This is a genomic window from Leeuwenhoekiella sp. W20_SRS_FM14 (assembly GCF_052119605.1).
GTDB lineage: Bacteria > Bacteroidota > Bacteroidia > Flavobacteriales > Flavobacteriaceae > Leeuwenhoekiella.
In genome coordinates this window covers 661,330-674,833 of the sequence record NZ_JBGQOK010000001.1, presented here as the reverse complement: position 1 = coordinate 674,833, position 13,504 = coordinate 661,330, and the positions used below count along the sequence as shown (strand labels likewise).

The following is a 13,504-nucleotide window of genomic DNA, read 5'->3' as shown; positions in this document are numbered from 1 at the left end:
TTATAATTCGTTACTGGTTTCTTTTTGACCGCTCATCATTAAGAACGCTTTTAAAAATAGATCAATGTCACCATCTAATACGGCATCTGTATTTCCGGTTTCTGCGCCTGTACGTACATCTTTTACAAGTTTATACGGGTGTAAAACATAGTTGCGTATTTGTGAACCCCACTCAATACTTTTCTTTTCAGATTCTATCTCATCACGAGCCGCTTGTCTTTTCTTCAGTTCTATCTCATACAACTGTGATTTAAGCATTTGCATCGCTTTCTCGCGGTTTTCTAACTGAGAACGAGTCTCACTGTTGTGAATGATAATTCCGGTAGGGTGGTGGGTTAGTATAGCTTTAGTTTCTACTTTGTTCACATTTTGACCACCGGCACCAGAAGATCTTGCAAAGTCCCAACTAATATCGGCAGGATTTATCTCAATCTGTATTGTATCATCTACTAAAGGATAAATATATACCGAAGCAAAGGAGGTGTGGCGTTTGCCATTACTGTCAAACGGAGATATACGTACCAGTCTGTGTACACCATTATCTCCTTTTAACCATCCAAAAGCAAATGGTCCATCAATTTCAAGTGTTACGGTCTTTACACCGGCAACATCACCTTCCTGATAATTGAGTTCTTTAATTTTGAATCCATTTTTCTCACTCCACATAAGATACATACGCATAAGCATTGCTGCCCAGTCACAACTTTCGGTACCACCGGCACCTGCAGTAATTTGTAGAACGGCACTTAGATCATCACCTTCTTCAGAAAGCATGTTCTTAAACTCCATACCCTCTATAAGTTTAACTACCGTATCGTATTGCTTTACTACTTCAATCTCTGTGGCGTCTCCTTCTTTGTAGAATTCCAGTAAAACACCTAAATCTTCTATTAAGGATAATGACTTTTCAAAATCTTCTACCCATTTTTTCTTTTCGCGTAACGCACGCATAAAGAGTTCGGCTTCTTTAGGATCGTTCCAGAAATTAGGGTCAAATGTTTTTTCTTCTTCGTTTTGTATTTCTATTCGTTTCTGATCTATACCTAAATGTAATTTTAGCGCATCAGTGCGCTGCACAAGATCTTTGATCTGATCGCTAGTTACCATGATTAACCTGTTTGTGGGAAAGTTACTATTTTATTGTCAAAATAAAATGACCTGTAACTAGTAAGGCTTCTGTATTTGCTGCTGTTTTTGTTGTTGCTGCTGCTGTTGCTGCTGTTGCTGCCACTGCAATTGCATATCCTTTTGCTGAGTAAAAGGTAGGGGATCGATATCTTGTGACTGTGGGATGACATCTGGTTCACTTTCATTATGTGAAATAACTTCTACAGTATAAACGGTTTCATTTGTAGCAGAACTGCTAAAAATAATTCCTTTTATTGGAGCACAGTCATTATAATCTTTCCCGTGAGCAACTTTAATATGATTTTCTAAAGCAATTAAATCATTAGTAGGGTCAAAGCCAAGCCAGCCTTTTTCAGGAATGTAGCATTCTGCCCAAGCGTGCATTTGAGAATCTCCTATATAGCCATTACCCTGATGTAAATACCCCGAAGTATATCGTGCAGGAATATTATTAGCACGAGCAATAGCAATAAATAAATGTGTAAAATCCTGACAAACACCTTCTGAACGTTGCAAAAATTCATTTAATGTTGTCGTAACAGATGTAACTTTTTGTTTGAATGTAAAATTGGTAAAAATGTAGTTATTTAAATTTTGAAGATTGTCAAAAATTGATTGCTCTTTTGAAAATTTAAATGGCAGATTTCCTGCGGAAAGTAATGTTAAGTCTGTTGAACCTAAAAAACGTTCATGTTTAATTTTAAAATCCAGATTTTCTATAGTTGTATAATGCTCCTGATTTACAAAACTATCTAATGCAGAAAATGGATTGACGACAGTTTTACTTACGATATAATTTGCCTCAAAAGTAATTTCTGAAAACGGTTTTTTAGGATGTATACGTACAATTTCAAAACCGTAAGTATTTGTAGTTTCTTCTAATGCCGCTCCCAGAGAATTTTTAAATTCTGCCATGCGAATGCTTTGTTCTTCAGATTCTTCCGGTTTAATAAGAAATTGCCAAAGGGCCTCATTTACCTGAGCTTCATACTTATTTTCAGCTCTATATTTAATTATATAATCCAAAATGTATGGGGTTTTAGTAACGGGTAAAAGTAGCTATTTAAAACTTAGAAAAATATTTATTTAATATTTAAAGTACTCGTTTTCAATCTTTTTTGCAATTTCTATAAGTGTATCCTGTATTTCTTCAATAAACAATTCTACGTTTTCTTCAATCTTATCTACAGTCTTATAACAGTATTCACCATGTGTTTTGCCAATTAAAAATGCAGCAGAATCACTTTTAGGGTGTTTCTCTTGATTTAATAAACTAATATGATTATTAACCTGTACGAGACTATTCATTACAGAACGTGGACAATCGCGATTAAGTATTAAAAACTCTAATGTACTTATGCTGGTAGGTGTCTTTTTATAATATCTACGCATCATATCATACGATTCAATACATTTTAGAAGCGTTACCCATTCATAACTTTTACTAAACTTGTCGCCATAACTTCCTTGTGATTTTAAAGCATCATAATATTTTGATTGTATAATACGTACAACCTGCGTTGCACGCTCAATATTAACACCCAGCATAATTATCGCATACACTTCATCGTGTAGCAAGGTTCCTCTTATTTTGCCACGTATAACTGCTGTAGATTCTGCTACCTGAGTTGAAAAATCATACAAACCCTTTTTTACAAAGAAGTCTGCATTATAGTTTAAAACGAAGTGATAAAATTTATTCAGAGATTCATAGAGCTCTGTAGAGATCAAATCCCGGGCTCCATTGGCATTTTCACGTGCAAATTTGACACAATTAAGAATAGAGTAGGGAGCATCTTTATTGAGGCCCATATCATAAAATACATTCTGTTCGGTAAGTTCATAGCCTTCGGGAACAGGACCATTTGCCATAAACAACAACGAATGAAGTACGAGTTCACGAGATTGAGACTTTTCATTAGGTGCGTCTAAAGAAGAGAAGTAATTAACATTGAGGTATCGTGCAAGGTGTTCGGCACGCTCAATATATCGTCCCATCCAGAATAAGTTATTTGCTACTCGTGCAAGCATAAGTTTGGTTTTTTCTTAATTATGATTAGTTGGCGTATAGGTGTGTGGGTATTCTAACTTTTTAAAACCCAGGTATCTTTAGAACCGCCTCCTTGTGAGGAGTTCACAATTAAATTTCCTTTTTTCAGAGCTACACGTGTAAGACCGCCTTTGAGAACAAAATCTTTATTGGCTCCCAGCAAGCAATAAGTTCTCAAATCTACATGTCTCGATTCAAACGACTGGCTATCTTCAATATACGTAGCATGCACCGAAAGACTCATAATAGGTTGTGCAATGTATTTTCTTGGTGCAGCTAATATGGTTTTCTTTACCTTTTCAATCTCCTCTTTAGTAAGTGTATTTCCTATAGATATACCATAACCGCCGGCTTCATCAACTGGTTTAATCACGAGTTTGTCTATATTTTCTAAGACATATTTCATCTCATCGGGTCTGCTGCAATGGTATGTATGTACATTATTCAATATGGGTTCTTCGCCTAAATAATACTTGATAATTTCAGGCATATAGGTATAAACAGCCTTATCATCTGCCACGCCGGTTCCTGGGGCATTTACTAAACATACATTGCCATTTTTGTACGCCGAAAACAAACCCGGAACGCCCAACATAGACTTAGGGTTAAACTCCAAAGGATCTAAAAATTGATCATCTACACGACGGTAAATTACATCTACTCGTTGTGGACCACGAATGGTTTGCATATACACAAAATCATTTTCTACAAATAGATCACGACCTTCTACAAGTTCTACACCCATAGCTTTTGCCAAATACGAATGTTCGTAGTAAGCTGAGTTATAAACTCCAGGAGTGATAACTACACAATTAGGTTCATCAACACCACGGGGTTTAACAGACTCCATCATCTCTAACAAATTCTGAGCATAATCTGTAACCGTGTGTGCATTGTAATGATTAAATACACCAAAGAGTGCACGCTTTAGAGCTGTACGATTACAGATAACGTAACTTACCCCTGAGGGGCAGCGAATGTTATCTTCAAGAACATAATACTTACCATCAGAATGTTTGATTAAATCGGTTCCTGATACGTGATTGTAAATGCCGCCCGGAGGATCTATACCTATCATTTGATGCAGGTAGTTTGCAGACGAACTTATAAGATCTAAGGGTACAATGCCCTGTTTAATTATTTTTTTATCGTGATAAATGTCCCAAATGAAGTGGTTTAGAGCTTTACTACGCTGTAAAACACCACGCTCTATGACGTCCCACTCTTTTTGGCCTATAATACGAGGAAACAAATCAAAAGGAAATATTTTTTCCTTGGCTTCTTTATCATTATATACCTGAAAGGTAATTCCCTGATTAAAAAAAGAGGCTTTTGCTTTTTCGTTTAATTTTGCGAAGTCCTGACTAGAATGGCCACTGTATAAATCAAACAAGGTTTGATATACCTTTTTTACATTGCCTTTTTCATCAAATATCTCATCGTAAAATTTGGTATCTTTTTCATAAGAAGCAAAAATAGATTGTTGGGTTTCTGACATAGGTTGATTTCTTTGATGTTAAAATAGCAATTATATAGTAAATCGCTTATAATTAAATCTTAATTATTCCGGTTTTAATTCATATAAAAACAGTTTTTAATTAAATTTTTAGGAATCTTTCAATAGGCTTTATTATACCAATGCAGACTTGTTTTTGATTTATTTGGCTAATTTTAGAGTTCAATACTTTTTATGAAAAATATAATTACTCTCGCACTCCTGGTCTTTGTTTCGGTGTCTCATGCGCAGTTCTTAGAAAAACTAAAAGACATACAAACTCAAAAAGGCTTCTTCACGTTTCATTACGATGAGCAATCAGATAAAATATATCTTGAAGTACCTAATGTAGGGGAAGAATTTATCTATGTTCACGCACTTAAAAGTGGTTTAGGATCTAATGATATTGGTTTAGACCGTGGTCAACTGGGAGGTACAGCGATCGTAAAATTTATTAAAGCAGGTAATAAATTATTATTAATTCAGCCCAATCAGGATTACAGAGCGATTACAGGTAATGTGGCAGAGCGGGAATCTGTAGAAGAAGCCTTTGCTAAATCGGTTCTGTTTGGTTTTGAAATTAAAGAAACTAAAGGTGACACCTATATAATAGATTTAACACCTTTTTTAATGGAAGATGCACACGGCGTCGCACAACGTTTAAAATCAAATAACGAGGGCACCTATAAATTTGATAAAGAGCGTAGCGCTCTTGCGATGAGAAATACTAAGGCATTTCCTAAAAATAATGAATTTGAAGCCTTGCTTACTTTTAAAGGAGAACCTCAAGGAAGAAACCTGCGATCTGTTGCACCTGATGCTTCATCAATATCAGTTATTCAGCACCATTCATTTGTAGCCTTGCCCGAAGCTGGTTATCAAACCCGCAAATTCGATCCGCGATCGGGAGCGATTCACATTTCGTTTAAAGATTATGCATCTCCGGTTCAGGAGGCCATAGATAAAAAACTTATCATAAGACATCGCCTCCAAAAGAAAAATCCTGAATTGGAGATTAGCGAACCTGTAGAACCTATTATTTATTACCTGGACCCCGGTACTCCAGAGCCGGTTAGGTCTGCTTTACTCGAAGGAGCATCCTGGTGGGATCAGGCTTTTGCGAGTATTGGTTATAAAAATGCATTTCAAGTAAAAATGCTTCCCGATGATGCAGATCCTCTAGATTTAAGATATAATGTAATTCAATGGGTACATCGCAGTACCCGAGGATGGAGCTACGGCGCCAGTGTAGTTGATCCGCGTACCGGAGAAATCTTAAAAGGTCACGTAAGTCTGGGAAGCTTACGTATTAGACAGGATTTTATGATTGCTCAGGCTCTTATGAATAAACCCTTTGCAGATTCTGATGCGAATTATGAACCTATGCTAGAAATGGCAATTGCCCGAATTAGACAACTTGCTGCTCACGAGGTAGGGCATACGCTGGGCTTTGCGCATAATTTTGCCGCCAGTGTAACCAATAGATCTTCAGTGATGGATTATCCGCATCCTACAATACGTTTAAATGCAGATAAAATAGATTTTAACGATGCATATGCAACAGGTATTGGCCGTTGGGATAAAGTAACTGTGGCATATAGCTATAGTGATATTGCTAAAGGAATGACAGAATCGTGGTATTTAAATTCGTTACTAGAAAATGCAGAACGTGATGGTTTACGATTCATTACAGATAGTGACTCAAGATCTGCAACCGGCTCACATCCTGATGCGCATTTATGGGATAATGGCGCTAATGCTTCCACAGAATTACGTGAGGTGTTAGCACTTCGGAAAAAAGCGATTGAAAACTTCGGAATTGATAATATACGTACCGGAGAACCCCTATCTGTTTTAGAAGATGTTTTTGTACCCCTGTATTTTTATCATAGATATCAGACTGAAGCTGCAGTTAAAAGCATCGGCGGTTTGCGTTATAATTATGCTGTAAAGGGTGACGCCAAGCAAGAAGTACTAAAACTTGTGTCAAAAGAAGAACAGGAAGCTGCGTTAGAAACTGTTCTAATGACCTTAGATGCTAAAAATCTTGCAATACCTAAAGACAAACTAGATTTATTTCCGCCCAGAGCGTATGGTTATGGTAGAGATCGAGAAAGTTTTAAAGGTAATACTGGGATAACCTTTGATCCCCTGGGCGCTCCCGAAACCGCTGCAGATATGACCTTAGATTTTTTACTGAATGCAGAACGTGCAAACCGAATCGTAGCTCAACACGCCTGGGACTCTAAGCAAGCTTCTTATCAGGATATTTTAGAAGATTTAGTGAAAGCTACCTTTAAAAACGGACAACGAGATTCCTATCTTTCCGAAGTACAACAAACAATCAATTACCGAGTGCTTGAACATTTAAAACAACTTGCAGTGAATACAAACGCTATACCTCAGGTTAAGGCACAAACAATGGCCATTTTAGCAGATTTAGCCTTAAAAATGGCAGATGCCGGCGATGCAAACGAGCGCTATATGAGTCAGGAAATTACACGCTTTATAAAAAATCCTGAAGAATTTAAGCCGGTTTCAGCCCCTAAAATTCCTGATGGTTCACCCATAGGAAGCTATTTATGCACAAACAATTAAAATCGTGACATACCAAGAACTCGTAGAAAAATTACCGTACTCAAAACCTTTTTTATTTGTAGATACGATAACTGAAGTTTCAGATAATCACATAAAAGGTATCTATACATTTCCAGAAGATTCTGATTTTTATAAAGGACATTTCCCAAATTATCCCGTTACACCGGGCGTTATTCTTTTAGAATGTATGATGCAAATAGGCTTAGTAAGCCTCGGCATTTATAAACTTAGAGAACAAAATATTGATCTTAAAAATAACGCTACCGTGGCAATGACCGAAAATAACGCCCAATTTTTTAAACCTGTTTTTCCTAATGATAAAATTACGGTAGTATCTGAACTGGAGTATTTTAGGTTTCATAAACTAAAGGCAAAAGTTAAGATGCTTAATGCAGCTGGTGATGTCGTATGTAGCGGTGTATTTTCAGGAATTTTAAAATCAAATTAATGCAGACTCCCAGAGTAGTAGTTACCGGTTTAGGCGTTTGCGCTCCTAATGGTGTAGGTGTCCCGGCTTTTAAAGAAGCAATAGAGCATGGTAAAAGCGGAATTCGGTTTTACAGCGAATTAGAAAAGCTCAATTTTTCTTGTCAGATAGGAGGGATGCCTCTCATTTCTGAGGCTGTAAAATCTAAATATTTCACACCGTTGCAACTGCGTAATTTTAACGCAGCAGGTATTTTATATGGTGTTGCTGCCGGTATGGAAGCCTGGCACGATGCCGGTCTTAAAATAGATGATGAACACTGTGATTTTGATAGCGGAACCATCTTTGGAGTAGGCACACTGGGAGTAGATAAATACAGGGAGAGTATTTATAAAGTTGATGAAGGCAACACCCGTAGACTGGGCAGTACAAGCGTTCAGCAAACCATGAGTAGTGGGGTAAGTGCTTATTTAGGCGGTATGCTTGGTCTTGGGAATTTGGTAACATCAAATTCATCTGCCTGTTCAACAGGTACCGAAGCGATTCTATTAGCATACGAACGCATAAAAAGTGGAAAAGCAACCCGTATGCTAGCAGGAAGTACCAGTGACGGCGGTCCTTATGTGTGGTGTGGTTTTGATGCACTACGTATTTTACCTTCTAAGTACAATGCTAATCCTGCACAGGCATCACGACCTATGGCAGCAGACGCCAGTGGTTTTGTGCCTGGCAGTGGGGCAGGAGCGCTAGTTCTGGAAACCTTAGAAAGTGCACAAAAACGAGGAGCAAAAATTTATGCAGAGATTCTGGGAGGAAACAGTAACAGCGGCGGTCAGCGTCACGAAGGTTCTATGACAGCACCCAATCCTATTGCAGTTAAACGCTGTATTTCTGAAGCTTTAAAAGATGCTGATATTACCGGCGACCAGGTTGAAGTAATTAATGGTCACTTGACGGCAACATCAAAAGATGATTTAGAAATTAGAAACTGGAGCGAAGCTTTAGAACGTAGCGGGGCAGATTTTCCTTATATAAACTCTTTAAAAGGAATGACGGGCCATTGTCTGGCAGCTTCCGGAAGTATAGAATGCGTTGCTTCGGTATTGGAGTTGAAGCATCAGTTTTTGTTTCCGAATATAAATCTGCAACAGGTTAATCCAGAAATTCTTAAAACAATTTCTGAAACCCGTATTCCAAAAACCCGAATGAATCTTGAGTTTAATATTTTGGCAAAAGCGAGTTTCGGCTTTGGGGATGTGAACTGTTGTCTTATTTTTAAAAAAATATAATTTCGCTAAAGCGGAAAAAACAACCTATATGAATCAAGAAATTTACGAAAAACTTACTCAAATTATTAAGCCTTATTTACCTGAAGATGTGGAAGCTTCAAGCATTTCTGAAGACAGTCATCTGGTAAGCGACCTCAATATAAACTCTACACATCTGGTTGATATTGTACTGGATGTAGAAGATGCTTTTGATATTACAATTGAAGATGACGAACTTGATAAAATGGAAACGGTAAAAGCTTCTATAACACTTATCGAACAAAAGTTAGCAGCGAAGTAACAGCGATTTAATTGCGTTAACAAGCGTTAAAAATGCTTGTGTTTTAATTATAACTTTTAACTTTCTTTCAAAAATTAAATTATGGAAGAGATTAAGAAAATTACACCTACAGATTTTGAAATTATGGACGAGATTAAAACACGCTGGAGTCCGCGTGCGTTTGATGATGTGCCACTTTCTGTTTCTGAAGTTAAACAATTACTAGAAGCCGGTCGCTGGGCATCTAGCTCGTACAATCAACAACCCTGGAGAATTATTTACGGTATAAAAGGGGATGTTGTGTATGATCGTATTTTATCCTGTCTGGTTGAATTTAATCAGAGTTGGGCAAAAAATGCTCAGGCACTTCTGATTACAGCTTACAAGAAAACCACTAAAGATGGTGATGAGTACACACATGCGATGCACGATTTAGGTCTTTTTATGGGAAATGTAGTTATACAGGCTAATCATAAGGGTATTGCAGCCCATCAAATGGCTGGTTTAGAGCCAGAAAAAGCGCATAGCGAATTTAATTTTACTAATGAGTATGGTATTGCCACAGCAGTCGCATTAGGACGTTACGGTGGTGACTTAGATACTTTACCCGAAGATTTGAAAGATGACGAGCGCAAGGAAAAACGTGAGCGGAATACTGTAGATCAATTTGCTTTTAATGGTGATTTTGAAGATAAAATAGAGTAAACCATTAAACTTATAAACTAAAAAAAGCGGATCATTCAAAAATGATCCGCTTTTTTAATTAAAAACAATTGCGTTTAATTATGATCGCCATTATCTGGCTTATCTATAAAACGTTCACTCTTGGTTGTACTGCTAATAGTCGGCTCTTCGTGCATCATCTTTTTATCAAGACCTGCACTATCTACGCCCAGAAACTCCTGAGCCTGTGTAGGGTTATTTATTTGCTTTACGGTATCATTATGTATGATTACAGGATGTGCAAATAACTCGGGTCTATTTTTGAGAATGTTTACATAGTCATTCTCATCAAAATCCCCATTTTTTATTTCATCATCATCGCTAACATCTTCAAAACTTAACAACTCCCGCATAGATTTATTAAGTTCTTCTGCAAGCTCTGCCCACTGCGTACCTGTTAAAGGGTTTTTAGCAATATCTATGGTTTGTAATTCTTTATCTTTTACTGCAGAAATATGACCATAAGTACGCTCGCCAATACGGCTGGTACTGCTATAGATCAATGTTATCTGATTTTCATTTCTGGCTATAGATTTCATAAATTATCTAATTAATGAGATTTCATTTTATCCTTACGCTTAGCAAGTTGAATATTTAATTCGCGAATTGCTTCTTTGACAGACTCGTGAAAACTCTTTGAACTGTGATCTGCATACAGACGGGGTCCCGGTGCACTTAAACGGATTCCTGCAATTTTACCGGTATCGTCACTAGATGTATTTTCAGTTTTAAAGAAAATATCGGCACGTACGATAAAATCATATTTATGCACTAATTTATCTAATTGCTCTTTTGTAAATTCTTCTAATGCCGCACTAGCAGCTACATCGTTATACTCAAAGTTATAATTCATAATCTGTATTTTTTATTAGTTTCCTAAAATTACGTAAAGCCTAACAGCATACCACATACTTTAGGCTTTCTTTGACAACTAAGCGTTAAATAAACTTAATTTTAAAGTATCTATTTAGAATTTAAGCTTCGTCTTCAGGAGTATTTGGGCCAGCGATATAAATAGAAGCTAAAATTCCGCCGGCAAGAGAAAGTACAATAACCGCTAGTGACATCCATTCTGGCACTTCGATCATATGCGAAAAGATCATCTTAAGACCTACAAATGCCAAAATCACAACCAGACTGTAATTGATATAACGGAATTTCTGAAGCATTCTCGAAATTAGAAAATACATAGAACGCAAACCTAAAATCGCCAATATATTAGAGGTAAATACTATAAAGGGATCTGCGGTAATCGCAAGAATTGCAGGTATGCTATCTAAGGCAAAAAGAATATCGGTAAGCTCAATAACAATCAAGGCAAGAAAAAGGGGAGTGGCAGCGCGTTTTCCTTGTTCAACCAGAAAAAAGGCGTGACCTTCAATGGTTGTGGTAACGGGAAATAATTTTTTAACGGCTTTATACACAGTAGAATCCTGTGGATCGTAATCGTCATCAGATTTAAGCATTTTGAATGCTGTAAATAATAAGAAAGCACCAAAAACATAAATAATCCATTCAAACTTATTAATAAGAGCAACACCAAAGACAATCATTAATGCTCTAAAAACAATAGCTCCCAGAATTCCCCAGAATAAAACCCGGTGTTGAAACTTAGGTGGGATAGCAAAAGATGAAAAGATCACTGCAATCACAAAGACGTTGTCTATACTTAAAGACAATTCTATAAGATAACCCGTTATGTATTTTAGTACTGCCGTATTTGCAGTAATATTAGTAGGATTTTCAATAAGCTCTGCGCTAAAAAGCCAGTATATTATTCCGCTAAACGCCATTGCGATACTAAACCAAACTGCGGTCCAGATACCGGCTTCCTTACTTTTGATAACGTGGTCTTCTTTATTAAAAACACCAAGATCTAATGCTAAGCATATTAATATAAAAACGATAAATAAACCCCAAATTAGCATAGCTGTTATATTAAATTGAATGAAACTAAAGGAAATTTTGGCGTTTTTTTTCCTATTAAATTTTACGCATTAATCTATTAAGGCACAAATATACTATAGATTACAAGCCCTAATAATCTAGAGATTCTAAATTGCTGTTAAATAATTGTGGTCTCTTTTCTTTCTATATAAATTCTATTTTACTAGGGGAATATTTAGAACTAAAAGATTATTTTCCAATAGAAATTTAAGCATTCTAAATGGGTTCACCTTTTTTGGTCTAATAAATAGAAAGACGTTTACAAGATTAATTCTAAAAGCTATGGAAACGAGTACTCACGAAGATTTTATGCGGAAAGCCATTGCCTGGGCTCAAAAAGGTAAAGAAACCAATGGAGGAGGAGCCTATGGAGCTGTAATTGTTAAAAACGGTGCTATTATCGCAGAAGGCCACAACCAGGTAGGAAAAGAAACAGATTGTACCCAGCACGCAGAATTGGCTATGATTCAGGAAGCTTGCAAAAAATTAGCTAACAAAAGTCTTGAGGGTTGTATCTTGTACACGAGCTGCGAACCCTGTTTAATGTGCCTGGGAGCAACGAGATGGGCAGAACTTGAGATGGTTTACTATGGGGCATCTGCTTCAGATGCTTACGAAGCAGGATATATTTACAGCGATCTCTTTTACAATTCGCACACCGGTAAAAGACATGTAGAATTTAATTTAAAACAACTATTACGCGAAGAAGCTGTAGCAGTTTGGAACAACTAGAGTATGAGCGAGGAAGAAGAAGAAAAGCAGAAAAATATAGATAAGGAACTAGAAAAGTCTGAAGTTTCTGAAGAATCACAGGCAAAAAGTCACGGTGAGATATTAAAAGAACAAATCTGCGAGGGAAAAAAAATATACAGTCTAAGTACCAGCAGTATCATCATGAGCTCATTAACGGCTGGTCTTGAAATTGGTTTTAGCTACATGATGTTATGTAGTGTATTCTATTTCTTTTCAGATAGTTTAGCAGAAGAAAGTCTGTTCAAAATAATTGCTCTGGTATATCCATTGGGATTTATTTTAGTGGTTTTAGGCCAATCAATATTGTTTACAGAACAGACTTCATTACTCACCTTGCCCGTATTAAACAGACAACATAGCGTAGTAAGTTTATTGCGTTTGTGGGGTCTCGTAATTTTTGGAAACTTACTTGGCGGTACTTTGATAGGCTTGGTTTTAGTTTGGATAGGTCCCAAACTAGGTATTTTTGATGTGGAGACAGTAATAACCATAGGAACCCATGTTGCTGATTTTGGTCTTCCTACCATTTTAGTTAGTGCGATTTTAGCTGGGTGGATGATGGGATTATTATCCTGGTTAGTGACTTCGTCTAAAGACACGGTAAGCCGTATTATCATAATCTTTTTAATTACCGCAACCATGGCATTTACCAGTCTACACCACAGTATTATAGGCAATATTGAGGTTTTTGCAGCCTATATTAGCGGTTCTGAAATTACCATAGGGCAGTATGTAAGTGTGCAGAGCACGGCTTTAATAGGTAACGCAATAGGAGGTGCCTTTTTTGTAGCTTTATTAAAATACCGGGCATTTGTAAATAACGTCAACTAAAATA

14 protein-coding genes are annotated in these 13,504 nt (G+C 36.8%); 7 read left to right on the top strand and 7 right to left on the bottom strand.

Annotated elements, in window-relative coordinates; translation table 11 throughout:
- The 4 genes from prfB to ACEN25_RS02810 are packed head-to-tail and all read right to left on the bottom strand — an operon-like array spanning position 1 to position 4,676.
- On the bottom strand, positions 1–1,107 hold the full coding sequence (gene prfB / locus ACEN25_RS02825) for a peptide chain release factor 2 (protein ID WP_441801556.1): 1,107 nt from the start codon (positions 1,105–1,107) through the stop codon (positions 1–3).
- A gap of 57 nt (positions 1,108–1,164) precedes the next feature.
- Complete coding sequence (locus ACEN25_RS02820) at positions 1,165–2,154, bottom strand: transglutaminase-like domain-containing protein (RefSeq protein WP_441801555.1); 990 nt, start codon at positions 2,152–2,154, stop codon at positions 1,165–1,167.
- A 60-nt stretch (positions 2,155–2,214) separates the two neighbouring features.
- Positions 2,215–3,159, bottom strand: a complete 945-nt coding sequence (locus tag ACEN25_RS02815) for an alpha-E domain-containing protein (protein ID WP_441801554.1) — start codon at positions 3,157–3,159, stop codon at positions 2,215–2,217.
- A 53-nt stretch (positions 3,160–3,212) separates the two neighbouring features.
- Positions 3,213–4,676: a circularly permuted type 2 ATP-grasp protein gene (locus ACEN25_RS02810; RefSeq protein WP_441801553.1), complete on the bottom strand. Its 1,464-nt coding sequence runs from the start codon at positions 4,674–4,676 to the stop codon at positions 3,213–3,215.
- 192 nt (positions 4,677–4,868) lie between these two features.
- Between ACEN25_RS02810 and ACEN25_RS02805 the strand changes: the two genes are divergently transcribed.
- The 5 genes from ACEN25_RS02805 to ACEN25_RS02785 all read left to right on the top strand — a co-directional run bounded on the left by ACEN25_RS02805 (position 4,869) and on the right by ACEN25_RS02785 (position 9,951).
- Complete coding sequence (locus tag ACEN25_RS02805) at positions 4,869–7,271, top strand: zinc-dependent metalloprotease (RefSeq protein ID WP_441801552.1); 2,403 nt, start codon at positions 4,869–4,871, stop codon at positions 7,269–7,271.
- A gap of 4 nt (positions 7,272–7,275) precedes the next feature.
- Positions 7,276–7,719, top strand: coding sequence for a 3-hydroxyacyl-ACP dehydratase FabZ family protein (locus ACEN25_RS02800; protein ID WP_441801551.1), 444 nt, complete (start codon positions 7,276–7,278; stop codon positions 7,717–7,719).
- The gene (locus tag ACEN25_RS02795; RefSeq protein WP_441801550.1) at positions 7,719–8,987 is read left to right on the top strand and encodes a beta-ketoacyl-[acyl-carrier-protein] synthase family protein; all 1,269 of its coding nucleotides are present in this window, start codon (positions 7,719–7,721) and stop codon (positions 8,985–8,987) included. The genes ACEN25_RS02800 and ACEN25_RS02795 overlap by 1 nt, the downstream gene beginning before the upstream one ends.
- Positions 8,988–9,015: 28 nt before the next feature.
- Positions 9,016–9,267 (top strand): acyl carrier protein, encoded by a 252-nt coding sequence (locus tag ACEN25_RS02790; protein WP_028375257.1) that lies wholly within the window; start codon positions 9,016–9,018, stop codon positions 9,265–9,267.
- An 81-nt stretch (positions 9,268–9,348) separates the two neighbouring features.
- Positions 9,349–9,951 carry a nitroreductase family protein gene (locus tag ACEN25_RS02785; protein ID WP_441801549.1) on the top strand — a complete coding sequence of 201 codons (603 nt, stop codon included), beginning with the start codon at positions 9,349–9,351 and terminating at the stop codon, positions 9,949–9,951.
- Positions 9,952–10,025: 74 nt separating this feature from the next.
- Here the strand turns inward: ACEN25_RS02785 and ACEN25_RS02780 are convergent, their stop codons facing one another.
- From ACEN25_RS02780 to ACEN25_RS02770, 3 genes are all read right to left on the bottom strand, one after another.
- Complete coding sequence (locus tag ACEN25_RS02780; RefSeq protein ID WP_441801548.1) at positions 10,026–10,508, bottom strand: arsenate reductase family protein; 483 nt, start codon at positions 10,506–10,508, stop codon at positions 10,026–10,028.
- An 11-nt stretch (positions 10,509–10,519) separates the two neighbouring features.
- Positions 10,520–10,822: a ribosome hibernation-promoting factor, HPF/YfiA family gene (gene hpf / locus ACEN25_RS02775; protein ID WP_028375259.1), complete on the bottom strand. Its 303-nt coding sequence runs from the start codon at positions 10,820–10,822 to the stop codon at positions 10,520–10,522.
- A 121-nt stretch (positions 10,823–10,943) separates the two neighbouring features.
- On the bottom strand, positions 10,944–11,897 hold the full coding sequence (locus ACEN25_RS02770; RefSeq protein ID WP_441801547.1) for a TerC family protein: 954 nt from the start codon (positions 11,895–11,897) through the stop codon (positions 10,944–10,946).
- A gap of 301 nt (positions 11,898–12,198) precedes the next feature.
- On the opposite strand from ACEN25_RS02770, the gene ACEN25_RS02765 reads away from it, so the two are divergent.
- Positions 12,199–12,648 (top strand): nucleoside deaminase, encoded by a 450-nt coding sequence (locus ACEN25_RS02765; protein WP_441801546.1) that lies wholly within the window; start codon positions 12,199–12,201, stop codon positions 12,646–12,648.
- Between the two features lie 3 nt (positions 12,649–12,651).
- Complete coding sequence (locus ACEN25_RS02760; protein WP_441801545.1) at positions 12,652–13,500, top strand: formate/nitrite transporter family protein; 849 nt, start codon at positions 12,652–12,654, stop codon at positions 13,498–13,500.
- Positions 13,501–13,504: the final 4 nt, after the last annotated feature.